Raw genomic sequence first — 16,820 nt, 5'->3', positions numbered from 1 at the left:
AGGTGGAGACAAAGTTTTGTATCAAAGCTGTTTTCTGATTGGTAAAAAACAGTGCTTGTGTAATTGAGTAGACTATGAGCGATCGCCCTTTAAAATTATTGTTATTCGACCAAGACCCAATTTTTCGTCTGGGATTACGGGTAGCTTTGGAAGCAATTCCCAACCTGGAAGTAACAGGAGTAGTAGAAACTGATACCACTGCCTTGCAGATTCTAGCAGAAATTGCCCAAGAAGACCCTAAACAGGTGAATTTGGTGGTTTTGGAATTCGGTAATGGTCGCTCCATCACCAGCCAGCAGCTAGGTTTACAATTCTGTCGGCAACTCAAAGCCTTATATCCCAACCTACCAATTCTGCTTCTTAGTTCTGTGCAAGAACAAGGACTGCTATTAGCTGCCAAATCTATTGGTGTAAATGGCTACTGCCCAAAGGGTACACCACTTCCTGAGTTAGTCGCTGCCATGCAAGAAGTTACAGATGGTGGTGAATATTGGTTTCGAAACACGGAAGCAATCGCAACTCCTCACTCCTCACTCCCTAGTAGAGATGCGATTAATCGCGTCTCTCCCAACTCTCCACTCCCTTTTTATAGACAGCGAAATAATTTACGTTTGTCAGGAATTGCTTACATTGACGTTACCCTAGCCGCAGTCACAGCACAATTACAAGTTCCTGGATTAGCAGTATTAGATCGGGCAATTCTAGCTGGACAGAGGCGAGAACTGCTAGCGGCTCGTTGGTTGCTAGATCGGTTGTTAGTTTCATCACAAGAAAGGCAAGAGGAAGATATTCCGGTTTCTGATGAGCTACCTCTTACCCCTTCATTTAGTAGTGCTATTCAGCCACGGCAAACTGTTTTGCCTTTACTTAGTCTGGGAACAGTACAATTTAACTTGTTTGCATCTTGCGTTACCAAACTTCAATTCCCTTTACGAAATGTCACAGATTTACCTTTAGAAATTGACATCTTTCGTGAAGAAAAAAAGCGGGAATTGCTTTATCTCATCCTGCAAAAATTGACTGAACAGTTGGATGAACTGCGTGCTTCTCAACTCGATGTGAATCAATTATATGAGGTAAAAAATATCTTATTGCGCGATTTATGGGAAGTAGCAATTACAGATTTTTTTGGAAAGTTTTCTCAAATCAAAATAGGAAATCAGAATATAGGAATTGTTAATTTTTTGCTGCAAAATATAGAAGTTGTGCAAAGAGATATTCTCAACAAGATTCCACTAGTTTTTGAGTTATATTCTTATTTAATTTTTCAAACAGAATTGAGAATTGATAATACGTCATATCCTGTATTAGGCACTGAAGCAAAGTCCCAAGCATTAATGATTTTAGAGAACTTGTTGATTCAGGTAGCGAATGGAGTTGTGCAACCACTGTTAAATTCTTTAGCAGATGTGGAAATCATGAAGCAAAACTTATATGGCAGACAATTTATTTCCACTAGAGAAATTGAACGTTTTAGAAATGATTTATCGTGGAAGTATCGTCTAATTAATTATATAGAGGAGCCGAAAGCAGTTTTTGAAAGTCGCTACGATCTATTTGTTATTGCTCCTCGTGGTATTGCCAAAACTTCAGTTTATGCTCCTCGAAATCAGGAGTTAGCAAGACTTTCTAATATTCCTTTAATAGTAACTTTACTTTTAGAATTTAGTGATGCGATCGCACCGCGTTTAAAATCATTATTATCTTTTTTAGGTAGTGGTATAGTCTTCATCCTTACCCAAATAATTGGTCGTGGTTTAGGTTTAATCGGTCGTGGTATTCTTCAAGGTATTGGTAGCGTTTCGTTACTAGAAAAGAATCTGAGACGAAATAGCGATCGCACTAAGTGAGGGAGCAGGGGGCAGGGGAGGCAGGGGAGCAGAGGAAGAAGAACTATTGATTCTTGAGCCATGACAAATGACAAATGACTTTATCGGGCTAGCAATTTCTTATATTTACGCGATTAGTTTACTTGTGATTGGCGAGGGACTGCGTAGGCTGTTTGGTGTAAAGCCGGATTTGACCCGCAAAGCGATCCATATTGGTGCAGGGATGTGGGTTTTCGGTGTCCTGCTATTGTTTAATCGCTGGGAAATCGGAATTATACCTTTTGCCACCTTTATAGGACTTAACTACCTGTTCTACCGCTACCGATTCATCGGCGCAATGGATACTCAGGATAGCTCACCTGGTACAGTTTATTTCGCTATCTCAGTGACATTGCTTTTCGGGCTACTGTGGCGACCAGACGGGCCAGTAGATAGCGTTGCGATCGCTGTTGCTGGGATAATGGCGATGACCTGGGGTGATGCACTAGCAGCATTAATCGGTAGACGCTTCGGGCAGCATAAATACCAAGTAGGAAATTCAGTGCGTTCCTGGGAAGGTTCGGCAGCAATGTTTGTGGCGAGTACGGTAGTGATTTTCTTAGTGCTGTTGCTGCTACCTGGTTCATCACTGAGTCCCCTAGGAACGCCTCTAAGTTTTGGGTTGGCATTGTTGACGGCGGTGGTAGCTGCTACTTTCGCCACCTTAGCAGAGGCAGTCTCACCCCACGGCACAGATAACCTCAGTGTGCCTTTAGTCACGGCTGGCGTAGTGTGGGTAATAAAACAAAATCTTCACTTGTTCTTTTAGAATTTCAAAATTCCGAGTCTAAAGGTGCAACTTCCGAGTCTAAAGGTGCAACTTCCGAGTTCAAAGGTGCAACTTCCGAGTTCAAAGGCTCAACTTCCGAGTTCAAAGGCTCAACTTCCGAGTTCAGAGGTGCAACTTCCGAGTTCAGAGGTGCAACTTCCGAGTTCAAAGGCTCAACTTCCGAGTTCAGAGGTGCAACTTCCGAGTTCAAAGGCTCAACTTCCGAGTTCAGAGGTGCAACTTCCGAGTTCAAAGGCTCAACTTCCGAGTTCAGAGGCTCAACTTCTGAGTTCAGAGCTAGTAATGAATACAAAACTCACCTTGACAGCGCCACTTTGTACTCATAAATTCCAATTGCGGCGGAAATGGAAGAAACCTTCTAAAAACTCTTGCCAAGCAATATCGCTATTTAACTTCTGTTTACTCCATTCTCTTGCAGCTTGTTCCAAAATTTCTGAGAAACTGGGATAGACAGGAGATAGATTTGCTAAATCTTTGACTTTAATTTTTTGGGACATTGCTAAGGCAATCAAATTAATCAATTCTCCAGCTTCTGCCCCTAATATCGAAGCTCCCAAAATTTCGCCATTATGTAGCACAATTAATTTACACATACCAGTGGTTTCGTCCCGAAGTTGCGCTGCTGCCACTGTTTTAAAATATTGACGCAAAACTAAAACTTCATCTCGACTAAATAGACGTTTTGCCTGTGCCTCTGTCAAACCCACTTGCGCCACCATCGGCACAGAAAACATTGCCCAAGGAATGGAGCGATAATTTACTCGTAATCTAGGGAAAAAGAGTGCATTGTTTAAGGCAATTTTTGCTTCATAATTAGCGATATTGGCAAAGTCGTAACCACCAATTACATCACCACAAGCGTAAATGCGGTGGTTAGTGGTTTGTAGTTTATCATTAACTACTAAACTACGCCGATGCCATTTCACGCCTACCATTGCCAAATTTAGGGATTCAATATTCGGCTGTTGTCCAGTCGCCACTAAAATTTCATCAGTTTCAATGGCTTTATCTCCTGCTTGAATCCACTTTTTAGCCTCAATTAGCCTCACCTGAGTTACCTGTTTATCGGTGAGGACGCGCACACCTTCGACTTCCAACTGTGCTTGAAGCAATATGGCTATTTCATGGTCAATATGGGAGAGAGCATAAGGATGCTTGACTACTAGCGTCACACTGCAACCAAACCGCGCTAAAGTTTGAGCGATTTCGATGCTTTGAGGAATTCCACCGATAATTACCCAATTTTTGGGTAATGTTTCTCCCTGTAAAGATTGCCAAATATTAGAAAGAGTTAGATAGCCAGTGCTTTGCAATCCCTCAATCTCTGGAATTTCTGGACGCGAACCACTGGCTAGTAAATAAGTACGGGCGTGTAGTAGGCGATTGTTAACGGCAAAAGCCAGTTGGGGCGAAGATTGAAATTGACCACTGCCAACAATCACATCTACCCCCAGCGCGGCTAGGATGGCGGGAGAATGCTGTTCTTTGAGATTTGCGGCGACGCATTGAGCATACAGCATCGCTTCTTGCCATGCCATAGATATGTGGCAGTCTTCTGAAATATCAGTCTTTGTGGCATGAATACCAAAACTAGCGGCATCATTCAACTTCTGCGCCAGTTTACCGATTTCGGTAAGAGCATGGTGATGAGTAAACCCATAGTCTACTTTAGGTTCCACCAAGGCAACCGTAGCACGTAGTTGGGTTGCAGCAAGAGCAGCGTAGTATCCAGCAAGACTGCCGCCAATAATTACAACATCGTAGTCAATTGTCATTTGTCATTTGTCATTTGTCATTTGGCATGGGGCATGGGGAATTGGGAATTGGGAATTGGGTAATAATCAATAGTCCTTCTTCCCCTGCCTCCCTTTCTCCCTGCTCCCCTGCTCCCCCTGCCTCCCCTACTTCCCACTCAACACTGAGTTTAGCGCTGTTAGTAAGCGTTGGTTATCGGACTCTTCACGTACAGCAACCCGGAAAAAGCGATCGCCTAATTCTTTAAAACTAAGGCAATCACGGATTAAAATCTGGTGATACTTGAGTAATTGGTGCTGTAACTGCGAAGTCGACTCTTGAGACTCAACCAGTAAAAAGTTAGCAGCACTTACTTGGGGTTGCAATCCCGGTATTTCAGCCAAACTTTGAAAGAGTTGGTTTCGTGCAGGTGGTAGCCATGCCCAGGTTTGCTGCTGAAACTCTGCATCCTGGAGGGCTGCAATTGCCGCTGCCGCCGCTAGGGTGTTTACGGGCCAAGGGTCACGCCATAGCTGCCATTTGGCTAGGCAGTCGGGGTGTGCGATCGCATATCCTAATCGCAATCCTGGGAGACTGTAAAATTTGGTTAGCGATCGCAATATTACTAAATTTGTATATTCCTGCACCACCGGAATTAGGCTTTGTTCCTCATTAGGCGGTACAAAATCCATAAATGCTTCATCCACCACAACCAAAGCAAATTGCTCTAGGTAGGGCAAAATAGAGTCCCGTGAAAATATCTTTCCGGTTGGGTTGTGGGGATTATTCAACAATAGTCCTTTGTCCTTTGTCTTCTGCCCTTTGTCAAGGAATAATGACCAATGACCAGTGACTAATGACAAAGGACACTCCAGCACATTAGCGTTATACGCTGCCAAGGTTCGGTAATAGTCACCAAAGGCTGGAGTGATTAAAGTTGTCGCGGCTAATTGAGCCAATTCCCTACCTATTAAAGTGAGTAATTCTGCGGAGCCGTTACCCGGCAGAATCCACTCAGGAGGCAGTTGATGGAAGTGACTGAGAGCTAGTCTCAGTTCACTATAGTTTGGATCTGGATAGTGCTTAAGATTACCAAGTTGGGACAGTATAGCAGCGATCGCGCTGTTTGGAGGCCCCAACGGGCTGATGCTAGCAGAAAAATCCAGAATAGCATCAGGGGGACAGCCAGCCAGTGCTGCTGCCCAGGCTAAATTCCCCCCGTGTGCAGGTTGCCGCATTAAAAAAGGGTTCCCGAAGACAGAACCTATGCTTTTGGGGGTGCTACCTTTTCTCTAAACAGTTTGCCTGCGGAGAAAGCAGGAACTCTCGTTGCGGGAATTTCCATTTTCTCATTTGTTTTCGGGTTGCGACCTTCGCGGGCTTTACGTTCGCGTGATTCAAATGAGCCAAATCCCACCAATGTCACCTTATCACCAGAGGAAACCGCTTCAATAATCGTTTCCAAAGCGGCAGTTAAGACTGCATCCGCTTGTTTCTTGGTAACACTAGCCTTTTCAGCTACGGCATCAACTAATTCACCTTTGTTCATGTCAAACTCCTGAAGGTTTACTTAAGATTCTTTACGGATGCACCCTGGTACACCTGTACTGAAATCTTTGTTAGCGGGAATACAAAAATCATCCTTTGGGAGTATGTTTACTCAAAACGGCTGTACATCCCATCGGCTCGACTTTTCAATGAATCATTCTAAAGCGTAGTAGCCTGATGTGGATAGATGAAACCATTAATTTATATAGATTTCAGGATTTTTTGTAGTTTTAGGGTACTTGTTTCGCTAAAAACCACCGCAAAAGTAGGAAAAAATACTTAGTAAATACCGCAATCGCCAAGAAAACAGGGGAGTGGGGAGGTGGGAGATGGTGAGGATTTGTTGGGATTAATTACCGATGTTGAAGAGTTATTGCTGAGATTAAGCAATTTTTATGGAAATCGAAGGCTCAGGTTCCTGATTTCTCTAAAAACTCGGGTATTTTGCTTACTTTTCATATCATCTGAAAAATCCAACACGAAATTTAACCCCCTAGCAAGCTTTTTTAGTAGGGAAGGGGGAAAAATTAAAGCGTCTTCCCTACAAGGCTATCCATTAGTTACATCTTTCTTAACATTTGTGTTAGCGATCGCATCATCTAGCCTACTTTTCCGGAATTGAATTTAATAGCCGAACAGATTTTTCAAGCTGGAGGTCTACCAACATAGCCACAACCTCACTTGCTGTTTTAAGCATAAAAAATGCCAGTTTTTTTAATTATTGTTTTTTCTGTTTAACGTGAATTCAACGCTTTATATAGCGTCTGTCTAATTAGCCTAATCAAAAGACCCCTGAGAAGTTTTACTACGTAAAATTGTCCCTCTCCGAGTCGGAAAGGGACAGAGTTGAACTTTAGTTCAAGGCAGGGAGAAGTGCCAGGATTTGAGACAGAGGTGACTCACCTATTCATTATCTTTATTACCTGCCAGGAACCTTCAACCCCCGACGCTCAAGGATTTGCCTAACTTCTGGGCTGGGAGTGTAGTTATAGCCATAGGAGGAGTTCTCTGTGTCATCCATAATTTGAGGTGTGAGCAACACAATCACCTCGTTGCGCTGGTTGGATCTATTTGTACTTCTAAACAGCGAACCAATTAGTGGAAGATCACCTAAGATAGGGATCTTAGAGACAGTTGTCCGGTCTGAATCTTGAATAATCCCTGAGAGAATTAGTGTCTGACCATCTCTCAAGCGAATCGAGCCAGAATTAAGAGAGCGCTCAGATACCAAGAATATTTGTTGGCTACCGCCTCCTCCAACGTTGATGGTAGCTGGAGCTTGGGGTGCCTTGACAACGGGAGCTACTGATAGAGAGACAAAACCATTGTCATCAATCCGTTCAACTTTGACAGCTAACGTTAAACCTACTCGGTCTTTTTCAGCTGAAATCGTTTCTGTGGCAAGGTTTGAATCGCGAACGATTTCCCTTTTAATATTGCCTACCACTTCCTGAGTCAAATTGACATTAGCGGTTTGACCTTCTTGGACAATTAAGGTCGGGTCTGTCAAAATCTTGGCGTTGCCATTTTGCACTTGAGCCTGCAAGCTAGCAAGAAGACGTTTAGGGAACTGGAATATGGTGGGCAAGGCGAATGTGCTTGTTGAAGGGGTTGTCGTGGTTTGCTGCTGAAACTGAGTCGGTGTACCAGTAACAGGATCAATCGCTGTTGGGACAATTGAAGTTGTACTTGTTCCTGGCGTAAATGCTGTAATACCTGGTTGTAGGGGATTAGAGTTTGTGCCAGCGGTAGCTGTTCCTGTATTTGGGTCTATAAAAACATTTGAGCTTTGAAGTGGATTAGCTGTTGTAGGTGTACTAGTCACACTGGTTGATGCTTCAGCTCTTGTAGCTGGTCTCGAACCACCAAAATTCAGAGATGCTGCACCACCATCATTAGTGAAGTAGTTGTTACCAACCCCAAAAGAAAAGCTAGTGTTGTAATCCTGGGTGTTCAAGAGGTTGACATCGATAATCTTGACGTTGACTACTACTTGACGACGGCGGATATCAAGTTGAGTTAGTTGAGCCATCGCCATCTCAACTAGCCGAGGAGGGCCAATTAAGGTCAGGGAATTGGTGCGCTCGTCTCCTAATGCCTGTAGACCTCTCAGTAAAGGGTTAGAATCTTTGAAATCAACGCGTTGAGTTTCAACTTTAGTTTCTGTAGTCGTCTGAGTTTGGGTGATAGGAGCAACTCCAGTACCCACGGGCACAGCATTAACACTGGTAACTTGTCGTTCTCGGCTGACGGCACTTTCTGCACCTAAGCCAACCAAAAAATTCAGGGCGACTCCCACCGTTACCTGATTGAGTCGCAGGCTACGCATAACCATGTCACGAGTCGCATTAGGTAGTTTAGGCCCCACAAAAACTGTGCGATTACTGCGGTTAGCTTCTAAACCACTCAAGCGCAAGACGTAGTTAAACACATCTTGCACTGGTTCGTTTTCTATATCTAAAGAGATGGTTTGAGAGCTTGCTGGTGAATTAGCTGCTGCAGCAGCACCTTGCTCGCCTCCGATATAAGCCAGGTTCAAATTAGCAGCACGAGCAAGCAGTGACAAAACCTCACGCACCGGCGCATCTCGCAATACTAAACGGGGTACACGTTCCTGAGTTCCTAAGTCAATGGTGCTAGGAGAAGCATCAGTGGCGGAAATAGCAATATCTCCTACCGGTGGGGCAACGGCTCTGGGTAAGAAAGGCGGAGCCTGGCTTAGAGGTTGACCGGGCCCAGCAGCTTGTGCAGGTTTTCCGTCAATCGTGATTTGCGGGTTAGGAACGAGAACACCTGAATTTTGACCAGGTTGAGCTGGGGTTGTAGCAGGCGGTGCTGTGGGTGTTGGCGCTGTTGGTGCTGTTGGCGTTGGTGCTGATGCTATAGTGCCTGCCGATGGGCTAAAGCTGAGTGTAATTCCATTTTGCGATCGCACCACGGGTTGACTGCTAGGTACGTTGCTGCTGCCAGTTACCGTTACCCGAATGCTGTTGGCATCAAGCTGGTTAACCTCGACAGATGCAATTCCTGGTGCTGGGCTATCTTGACGAAAACTATTACCTTGTGGTAATCGTAATTGAGTATTGATAATATCTGCGACTAAAGCCTTACCTCTTTTTGTCGTGAAAACTTGGGGGCGCGAGCCTGAAGAAGTTTTCAAAGCAACACTAATTCCACCATTAACTGGATTTAACTGGACATTAGTAACTTGACTAATTTGTGCCCAAACTGGTTGAGCCGCCAAAAAGATAAAAGCGGCAGTACCTAATATAAAACTATTACCGTGAACCTGTTTCACAGTTCATTCCTCACCTAATAAAACCTTGTTTACAAACAATCTTGAGTAGTTCATTAAAAGTAAGAAGTTATGAGTGAATAGTTAGGAATGATAACTCCTAACTCACAATTCACGATTCATAACTACTAATTCAAAACTACTTTTTCGGGGTAGCTTTAGCAGCCGCAGCAGCAGCTGCGGCTATTCCTTCAGGACTAAGTGGCATCAATACCTGTATCTGGAATGACGTATTAATCGCTACTGGCCCAACCTGTACCGGTGTTTTGTCTAATGGGGATCTTGATTCTAATGGAGCCAAAGTTGCTTGATAATCTTTAATTATTAACAAAGGCTGTAATCGCTCAATGTTACGAATTATCGATTGTGTTTGCTCATAAGTTCCTGTAATTTCGGCATTGATAGTGCTGCGTTGCAGCTTGCCGTCAACCTTTAGTCCTAGAGAGCCATCAGTAATCGGTTCTGGTTTTTGGGAAACTGGCACAAATCTCTTCAGTTTGGCTCTGACTGCATTAATAGAAGCTGGAGTATTGCCAGACTCAACTAAGCGGTTCATATCTAACAGCAATGTATCTAAGGTTTTCTCGTTAGCAAATAAACCTAAAACCTGAACTTTTTGCTGTTTTGCTTGTGCTAGTTCCTCTTTAACTTTTTCAATCTGTTTGATATTGGCTTTTTTCTGCTCAATTTGCCCTTGCAGTTCAGAGCTTTTTGCTTGCTGCTGCTGGTAGCTTTCCCAAGCTGGCATCAGCAGGTTTAACAATATATAACCTGCTCCCGCTAAACCAATTACCCCTACCAAGATGCCAATGATTTTTGGCGTGAAGGCAATACCAAATAGCACGGGGGACGCTGGCGTTGCCCGATCGAATTCCCCACCTTGTTCAGCAAAATTTAAATCATCACTCAGCGTCATTTTGGAATGACTCCTGTTTGTTGCATACTACGAATTCGAGCCACTAATCCCACTGTGCCTTTTTTTTCCAATTCCCGAATTAATTCCGAAGCTGGAACGTCGCTCATACCAGATTGAATAGTGTATTTAACTACTTGTGGAGGCTTAATTGTTACACCACTAGAAGGTTGAGCTGCACCTGGTATTGGAGGAGGATCTACTAACGTTGCCGTTAGAATTCTGCTTTCTGTGGACTTCAAGAATCGAGACTGTTGTAAACTCAATAAGAAATCATTGACATCGTTAAAAGAACGAGCAAATCCAGTAATTTCTAATCCACCTGCGGGATTGCTTGGGGGCTGATCTGCTGCTACTGCAACGGGTGGGATTTGCCTGATGGTCTCGATTTGCACTGCTGTTGGGATGCGATCGCGCAAATCTTGCAGCATTGCTGACCAAGGTCGAATCTGGTCAAATACAGTGACTAAAGCTTGAGTTTCCCCTTTAACTGCACTCGTCTCGGCTTTGATTTTGTTCAGATTTCCTATTTCTATATCTAATCTCTTGCTTTCCTGATCGAGTTTTGCTACTTGAGCATCTAATTCAACAATCTTCCCTTGCAACAACAACCAACTAACTCCCAATAAAGCTGGAAGACCTATACCTACTGCAACTCCCACATACACTGGTGTCAAATTACCTGTAGGCAGGTTTAGGGATATTCCTCCCTTTCCCTCTGGTTTTTTCTGGTATGCTGGGCGATCTTTAAGAAAATTAACATCCAAACTGTACATTTTCTCACACCAACTAGAAACAAATATTTATGGTTTGAGAATTCTCAAACAGCGTAACTATCAAAACAGACAATCCAAAATCCAAAATCCAAAATCTAAAATTGGTATTACACCTCCCGCATTCCTAAACCAAGTACAATCGCCAAGCCAGAGCGTTTTACCTGTGGATATTTATCAGTGTCAACTTCTAACGACAAAGACCCAATTGGATCTATTTGGGTAGTTGGCAAGCTCAATCGTTGGGTAAAGAATTCATCTAGCTGTTGGAGTCCGCCTCCTGGCCCAGCTAATAAAATCTGCGCTACCTCCAAATTTTCACTTTGATTAAGGTAAAAATCGATCGAACGGCGCAGTTCATCCGTTAGTTCACCCAATACTCTCAATATGGCTGCCATACCAGGATCGATTTCGGTAACACCGGTTTTCCCACCATCTAGAGGAGTTGGGGGAATAATCATTCCGTGTAACAGTTCCATATCTCGTGATGTGGGTAAGCTCATTGCCCTTGCTAACGCAGTTTGCATTTGATAAGTGCCTATGGGCACTGTGCGCGAAAATTGCGGTACTCCGTTAACAATGATGGCGATTTCTGTACTGTCGAACTCTATATCAACTAGTACTGCTGCTTCTTGCGGCCCAAATTGTCGCAGTTGCTCACGAATAGTCCGAATTAGGGCAAAACTGTTAATTTCTAAAACATCAATTTGTAGTCCTGCCTGCTCGAATGTACTTATATAGGTATCTGTTATTTCCTTGCGAGTGGCTACTAGAAGTACATGTACTTTTTCAATGCCATCCTCATCTACAAAGTAGTCAAGTTTTTGATAATCTACATCAGCTTCTTCACGGGGATAGGGTAAATACAAACCTGCTTCATGGTTTAGCACCATTTCTCGCAGTTCTTTGTCATCTAACTCCGTTGGTACAGGTATAATCCGAACGATGGAATCTCGCCCTGGTACACCAGTGGCAACACGAGTAGTTTTGATTTTGCTTTCAGCTAGCGCCTGTTGGATTAATTGCGCCATTGCTGCGGGATCAGTGATTTGACCATCGGTAACTACGCCTTCTGGAACTGCTACCGATGTAAAGGTTTCTAGTTTCAAGCCTTGACGCTGTTTGCGTAGCTGAACTACATTTACCCGTTCGGGAGCAAGTTCAATGCCGACCCCTTTATTCGATTTGCCAAACAGACGATTGAATTTTTGTACCACAGTTGTGCCCGATGGACTGCTAAATTGAAAATTTAAATTTGTTGTGGATAGAAACGTAATATATTACGTCTCTACACGTAATTTATTTAGCCTATAATCTCGACAATTCTGTCTAAGCTTTTCACACTGATCAAGCGTAAAAATACTGGGAATATGATTCAATTGCGAAAATTTAAACAACTTCTTGCTTTGGCACTGCTTGGCTTATTAACCAGTTGGATTGTAAGTTGTAGCACAGGTAATGTTAGTACAAATACAAAACAAGCTAATTCAGGAGGGGCAACTATTGAGTTTTGGACAATGCAACTCCAACCTCAATTTACCGACTACTTCAAAAACCTAATTGCAAATTTTGAATTGCAAAATCCAGGTATAAAGATTAACTGGGTTGACGTGCCTTGGGCAGCTATGGAGAACAAAATTTTAACAGCTGTCTCAGCAAAAACGCCACCTGATGTAGTTAACCTCAATCCGGGTTTCGCTTCCCAACTGGCGGGTCGAAATGCCTGGTTAGATTTAGATGCGAAAGTCTCAAACGATATACGTTCCTCCTATCTACCGAATATCTGGAAAGCCAGTACGCTTAATGGCAAGAGTTTTGGGTTTCCCTGGTATCTCACCACAAGGTTAACCATTTATAACACTGATTTATTAAAACAGGCAGGTATCAATAAGATACCCACAACCTACGCAGAATTAGCACAAGTAGCACAACAAATTAAAGATAAGACTGGCAAATATGCCTTTTTTCTAACTTTCGTACCGCAAGATTCCGGTGAAGTGCTGGAATCTTTTGTGCAAATGGGAGTCACCCTAGTAGATGCTGATGGAAAAGCAGCGTTTAATTCAGCACAAGGTAAGGCAGCATTTCAATACTGGGTAGACTTGTATAAAAAAGGGCTACTGCCTAAAGAGGCTTTAACACAAGGACATCGCCATGCGATCGATTTATATCAATCTGGAGAAACTGTGTTTCTAGCTTCTGGGCCAGAGTTTCTGAAAACGATCGCTAATAATGCCCCGAAAATTGCCCAAGCTTCAGCAATAGCACCTCAACTCACCGGTGACACAGGCAAGAAAAATGTCGCGGTAATGAACATAGTTATTCCCCGCGACACGAAACAACCAGATGACGCTGTGAAGTTTGCTTTATTTGTCACCAATGACGAAAATCAGTTAGCCTTTGCCAAAGCTGCAAATGTTTTACCTTCTACAGTCAAGGCATTGTCTGATAGTTACTTTAAAGATGTTCCAGCTAATGCTTCAACAATAGAAAAAGCGCGAGTTATGAGTGCTAAAGAACTACAACATGCAGAAATATTAACCCCTAATTTAAAGGATTTTAACAAACTGCAAAAGGCAATTTACGAGAATTTGCAAGCAGCAATGTTAGGGGAGAAGAATGTAGATAAAGCTGTAGAAGATGCGGCGCAGGAGTGGAATCAGAGATAAATTCGTAATTCGTAATTCGTAATTCGTAATTCGTAATTATGATTTACGAATTATATTGGTGGTTGCTAAAAAATCGCCTACTAGATAAAGGGAACCACATAAAACGATTAAATCGTCTGTGCTAGTGGTTGAGATTGCGACTTCTAGTGCTGTAAATAAATCTGGATGGATTTGGCGATCGCTTAATTGGGGACAGAGCCTATAAGCTAGGTTTGCTAAGGAGTCTAGATCGGCAGAGGTTCTACCTGTCCAGGATTCTACTGGTATTGGTACTAAAAAAAGGCGATCGCCAGGGCGCAGTAGGGCGGCAAAAATATCAGCATGATCCTTATCGGAAAACATTCCCATAACCCAAGTGATGGGCTTGGGATTAACTGCGTCTAAGCTATCAACATACTGGCGAAGAACTTGGGCGGCGGCAGTATTATGAGCGCCATCAAGTAATATTTTATGGTTGTTCCAGGTAGTCCATTGCATCCTTCCTGGCCATTGAGTTTTTGCCATACCCTTAATTATGGCTTCTTCAGAAATATGCCAACCCTGTTCTTGGAGAATTTCTAAAGCTGCTATTGCCAAAGCTGAATTTGCTAATTGAATTTGTCCCGCTAATGGCAAAGGATATTTAATTAATTGAGAATTTTGAAGTGTTTGATATTCTGCCCATCCTGTAGCGATTTGACGGGCAGGTTGAGGCGTAAAAATTGGACATTTTAATTCTAAAGCACGCGATCGCACAACCTCTTCTGCATCCAGTGGCAATTGCCCAACTACAACGGGACATCCAGGTTTGAGAATACCTGCTTTTTCTCTAGCAATATCCGCGACGGTGGGGCCAAGTTGCTGCCAATGTTCCCGGCTGATGGAAGTGATGATAGTAACTATGGGTTCCAAGCAGACATTGGTAGCGTCTAAGCGCCCTCCTAGTCCGACTTCTACCACAGCCACATCTACTTGCTGCTGGGCAAAATATAACCAAGCAGCCGCCGTAATTACTTCAAACTGAGTTGCCGATTCGTCTTCAGGGCGAATCACTCCTTGGACTTTTTCTAATAATTGGCTCAATTCCTCAGAAGAAATTGGCTGTTCATTCAGACAAATACGTTCCGTCCAATCGACTAAATGCGGTGAAGTGTAGCGTCCTGTGCGATAACCAGCCTCAGTAAGTATCGAGGAAAGATAGGCACAGACGGAACCTTTACCATTAGTGCCAGCAACATGAATTACCGGGACTTGGTGATGAGGATTGCCGAGATTTGCCAATAGGTTGATAATGCGATCGAGTCCCAGATGGACACCAAAGCGTTGAAAGGGTTGTATTACAGAATCAATATCCAAGGAAGGCAGGGGGCAGGGGGGACAAGGGGGACAAGGGGTAAGGGGCAAGGGGTAAGGGGCAAGGGGTAAGGGGCAGAATAAAAATTAGCTCTTTCGCCTCTGCTCCCTGCTCTCTTACCCTCTGCCTCTTGTGCCCAATGCACCATTAATCGTGATAAAACCGACTGTCTCCATAAGTAGAAACAGGCGGTTGCAAAGTGATGATATTAAACCGAATTTAGGCTTCCCGATCCAAAAAGCCTTGAATTTGTCTTAAAGCCGCAGCGCCAATATTAAACACTGCCCAGCTAGCAGCAATGACGACTGGTGCTAAAACGATCGCTATACGGTAATCGATATCCATATCTAGAACCCCTCTCTTAAGTAGAAATTAAAGTTTTGTCAACTGCTCTCATTTTTATTTTTAGCTGAAGTGGGTAACTTTTCCCAATATATATGTAAAGAATGTTTAAATTATGGCGCATTGGGCACAAGAAGCAGAGAGGCACAAACCTGGGTTGCCGTGAGCGTAGCCGAACGGGAGCAGAGGGGAAAGAGCTAATTTTATTCTCCCCCTTGCCCCCTGCTCCCTGCCTTCCTCCCCCATTCCCCGTTCCCCATTCCCCATTCCCTAAGACTTACTAAAGCCAATATCAGTACCTTTCCCAGCATGAACTAAAGCTAACTTTTGGTAACGTTTAGCGTGTTCAATTAGTTCTGCGGCTTCAGCCTCTGTTAATTGTCGTAACACTTTGCCTGGAACACCTACAACTAGTGACAAAGGCGGTATATTTTTAGTTACGACTGCGCCAGCACCAATAATGCTACCAGCGCCCACTCGTACCCCGTCTAAAATAACCGCGCCAATGCCAATCAAACTTCCACGCTCAATGTAAGCGGAATGTACCACAGCGCGATGCCCTACGGTAACATGATCTTCTAAAATTGTCGGAAAACCAGGATCGCCATGTAGAATTGCACCATCTTGAATATTTGTGCATTCACCAATTTCAATCCGTTCTACATCTGCTCTAACTACTGCTCCATACCAAATGCTCACCCCTGCTGCTATATTTACTGAACCCATAACAACAGCATTGGCTGCGATGAAGGCAGCTTGAGAAAAATCAGGAGATGTCCAGTAAGAAGCGGTAGACACGATAGAATATGAATAATGGTACCAAGGAACACTGGAGAAACTCCAACCTTTGAGGCTGGTTGCACGACCAGGATATCACAGCGTCAAGCCTCTACGCTGAGGAAAACACTAGTAAACAATGTTACTGCTACAACTCTATGTCTGTGCAGCAGTCAACAAGTAACCCAAAGTGGTAGAGCCGAAGTGTATAATCCAATCCACTAGTGCTGGTGAAGACAAAATTATGTTTGTACGCACTTCATGATGAATCCAGGCTTTCAGTACCCGATGTTTGGGCCGGAAATACAGTGTCCCCATTGTCGCCAGACTATTCCGGCGCTGACATTAACAGATACCTATTTGTGTCCGCGTCATGGCGCTTTTGAAGCTAATCCTCAAAATGGAGAGTTAATCCATTTGCAATCAGGCCGTCATTGGCGGAGGTGGAATAATGAATGGTATAGGCAGCATACTCATCCTGATGGTATTCGGTTTGAAATTCACGAAGCATTAGATAAGCTCTATACCCAAGGTTATCGAGCCACAAAAGTGATTATTGCTCGCCGCTATCAGGAATTGATGAGTGGCTATTTAGAACGCAGTACACCTTGGCGTTCTGGACAACCAGAAGTTACCGCTGCTCGGCTATACGGCTTACCCGTAGAGTTTAGCCCCGATACCTCAGAAGATCCCTGTTGGGAAGTGATTAATTTTGACTTGGAAAAAGAGCCTGGTGTCCCTGTACGCTACCCTTATTTCAGGTTGTTTGAGTAATGGT

General features: G+C 43.6%; 15 protein-coding genes. 4 read left to right on the top strand and 11 right to left on the bottom strand.

Features of this window, described 5'->3' with window-relative positions; genetic code table 11:
• The first annotated feature begins 74 nt into the window (after positions 1 to 74).
• Both NPUN_RS25355 and NPUN_RS25350 read left to right on the top strand, forming a co-directional pair.
• A complete protein-coding gene (locus NPUN_RS25355; RefSeq protein ID WP_012411312.1) occupies positions 75 to 1,850 on the top strand; it encodes a DUF3685 domain-containing protein in 1,776 nt (591 codons plus the stop codon).
• A gap of 67 nt (positions 1,851 to 1,917) precedes the next feature.
• The gene (locus NPUN_RS25350; RefSeq protein ID WP_012411311.1) at positions 1,918 to 2,637 is read left to right on the top strand and encodes a diacylglycerol/polyprenol kinase family protein; all 720 of its coding nucleotides are present in this window, start codon (positions 1,918 to 1,920) and stop codon (positions 2,635 to 2,637) included.
• 4 nt (positions 2,638 to 2,641) lie between these two features.
• Here the strand turns inward: NPUN_RS25350 and NPUN_RS25345 are convergent, their stop codons facing one another.
• The 8 genes from NPUN_RS25345 to pilM all read right to left on the bottom strand — a co-directional run bounded on the left by NPUN_RS25345 (position 2,642) and on the right by pilM (position 12,138).
• Positions 2,642 to 2,950 (bottom strand): hypothetical protein, encoded by a 309-nt coding sequence (locus NPUN_RS25345; RefSeq protein ID WP_041565612.1) that lies wholly within the window; start codon positions 2,948 to 2,950, stop codon positions 2,642 to 2,644.
• A 28-nt stretch (positions 2,951 to 2,978) separates the two neighbouring features.
• Complete coding sequence (locus tag NPUN_RS25340) at positions 2,979 to 4,433, bottom strand: dihydrolipoyl dehydrogenase family protein (protein WP_012411310.1); 1,455 nt, start codon at positions 4,431 to 4,433, stop codon at positions 2,979 to 2,981.
• Positions 4,434 to 4,559: 126 nt separating this feature from the next.
• Complete coding sequence (gene cobD, locus NPUN_RS25335; protein ID WP_012411309.1) at positions 4,560 to 5,630, bottom strand: threonine-phosphate decarboxylase CobD; 1,071 nt, start codon at positions 5,628 to 5,630, stop codon at positions 4,560 to 4,562.
• A 26-nt stretch (positions 5,631 to 5,656) separates the two neighbouring features.
• Positions 5,657 to 5,941, bottom strand: coding sequence for an HU family DNA-binding protein (locus tag NPUN_RS25330; RefSeq protein WP_010998076.1), 285 nt, complete (start codon positions 5,939 to 5,941; stop codon positions 5,657 to 5,659).
• A gap of 918 nt (positions 5,942 to 6,859) precedes the next feature.
• Positions 6,860 to 9,238 (bottom strand): type IV pilus secretin family protein, encoded by a 2,379-nt coding sequence (locus tag NPUN_RS25325; protein WP_012411307.1) that lies wholly within the window; start codon positions 9,236 to 9,238, stop codon positions 6,860 to 6,862.
• 136 nt (positions 9,239 to 9,374) lie between these two features.
• Positions 9,375 to 10,151 (bottom strand): pilus assembly protein PilO, encoded by a 777-nt coding sequence (locus tag NPUN_RS25320; protein WP_012411306.1) that lies wholly within the window; start codon positions 10,149 to 10,151, stop codon positions 9,375 to 9,377.
• A complete protein-coding gene (locus NPUN_RS25315; protein ID WP_012411305.1) occupies positions 10,148 to 10,924 on the bottom strand; it encodes a PilN domain-containing protein in 777 nt (258 codons plus the stop codon). Before NPUN_RS25315 ends, NPUN_RS25320 begins: the two co-directional genes overlap by 4 nt.
• Before the next feature lie 107 nt (positions 10,925 to 11,031).
• The gene (gene pilM / locus NPUN_RS25310; RefSeq protein ID WP_012411304.1) at positions 11,032 to 12,138 is read right to left on the bottom strand and encodes a type IV pilus assembly protein PilM; all 1,107 of its coding nucleotides are present in this window, start codon (positions 12,136 to 12,138) and stop codon (positions 11,032 to 11,034) included.
• A gap of 153 nt (positions 12,139 to 12,291) precedes the next feature.
• Between pilM and NPUN_RS25305 the strand changes: the two genes are divergently transcribed.
• Positions 12,292 to 13,590, top strand: coding sequence for an ABC transporter substrate-binding protein (locus tag NPUN_RS25305; protein ID WP_012411303.1), 1,299 nt, complete (start codon positions 12,292 to 12,294; stop codon positions 13,588 to 13,590).
• Positions 13,591 to 13,626: 36 nt separating this feature from the next.
• Here NPUN_RS25305 and NPUN_RS25300 read toward each other — a convergent pair whose 3' ends face one another.
• The 3 genes from NPUN_RS25300 to NPUN_RS25290 form a co-directional block, all read right to left on the bottom strand.
• Complete coding sequence (locus tag NPUN_RS25300; protein WP_041565611.1) at positions 13,627 to 14,925, bottom strand: bifunctional folylpolyglutamate synthase/dihydrofolate synthase; 1,299 nt, start codon at positions 14,923 to 14,925, stop codon at positions 13,627 to 13,629.
• 217 nt (positions 14,926 to 15,142) lie between these two features.
• Positions 15,143 to 15,268, bottom strand: coding sequence for a photosystem II protein Y (locus tag NPUN_RS25295; RefSeq protein ID WP_012411301.1), 126 nt, complete (start codon positions 15,266 to 15,268; stop codon positions 15,143 to 15,145).
• 267 nt (positions 15,269 to 15,535) lie between these two features.
• Positions 15,536 to 16,063 carry a gamma carbonic anhydrase family protein gene (locus tag NPUN_RS25290; protein WP_012411300.1) on the bottom strand — a complete coding sequence of 176 codons (528 nt, stop codon included), beginning with the start codon at positions 16,061 to 16,063 and terminating at the stop codon, positions 15,536 to 15,538.
• Between the two features lie 243 nt (positions 16,064 to 16,306).
• On the opposite strand from NPUN_RS25290, the gene NPUN_RS25285 reads away from it, so the two are divergent.
• The gene (locus NPUN_RS25285; protein ID WP_425335130.1) at positions 16,307 to 16,816 is read left to right on the top strand and encodes a TIGR02652 family protein; all 510 of its coding nucleotides are present in this window, start codon (positions 16,307 to 16,309) and stop codon (positions 16,814 to 16,816) included.
• Positions 16,817 to 16,820 lie beyond the last annotated feature (4 nt).

It is taken from the genome of Nostoc punctiforme PCC 73102 (assembly GCF_000020025.1).
Classification (GTDB): domain Bacteria; phylum Cyanobacteriota; class Cyanobacteriia; order Cyanobacteriales; family Nostocaceae; genus Nostoc; species Nostoc punctiforme.
This window is presented reverse-complemented; position numbering and strand designations above follow the sequence as displayed.

Excerpts from the sequence above, each read along its gene's own strand:
- cobD (WP_012411309.1), bottom strand. The coding sequence starts at position 5,630 with ATGCGGCAACCTGCACACGGGGGGAATTTAGCCTGGGCAGCAGCACTG.
- NPUN_RS25320 (WP_012411306.1), bottom strand. The coding sequence starts at position 10,151 with ATGACGCTGAGTGATGATTTAAATTTTGCTGAACAAGGTGGGGAATTC.
- NPUN_RS25285 (WP_425335130.1), top strand. The coding sequence starts at position 16,307 with ATGAATCCAGGCTTTCAGTACCCGATGTTTGGGCCGGAAATACAGTGT.
- NPUN_RS25295 (WP_012411301.1), bottom strand. The coding sequence starts at position 15,268 with ATGGATATCGATTACCGTATAGCGATCGTTTTAGCACCAGTCGTCATT.
- NPUN_RS25355 (WP_012411312.1), top strand. The coding sequence starts at position 75 with ATGAGCGATCGCCCTTTAAAATTATTGTTATTCGACCAAGACCCAATT.
- NPUN_RS25315 (WP_012411305.1), bottom strand. The coding sequence starts at position 10,924 with ATGTACAGTTTGGATGTTAATTTTCTTAAAGATCGCCCAGCATACCAG.
- NPUN_RS25350 (WP_012411311.1), top strand. The coding sequence starts at position 1,918 with ATGACAAATGACTTTATCGGGCTAGCAATTTCTTATATTTACGCGATT.
- NPUN_RS25305 (WP_012411303.1), top strand. The coding sequence starts at position 12,292 with ATGATTCAATTGCGAAAATTTAAACAACTTCTTGCTTTGGCACTGCTT.
- NPUN_RS25340 (WP_012411310.1), bottom strand. The coding sequence starts at position 4,433 with ATGACAATTGACTACGATGTTGTAATTATTGGCGGCAGTCTTGCTGGA.
- NPUN_RS25330 (WP_010998076.1), bottom strand. The coding sequence starts at position 5,941 with ATGAACAAAGGTGAATTAGTTGATGCCGTAGCTGAAAAGGCTAGTGTT.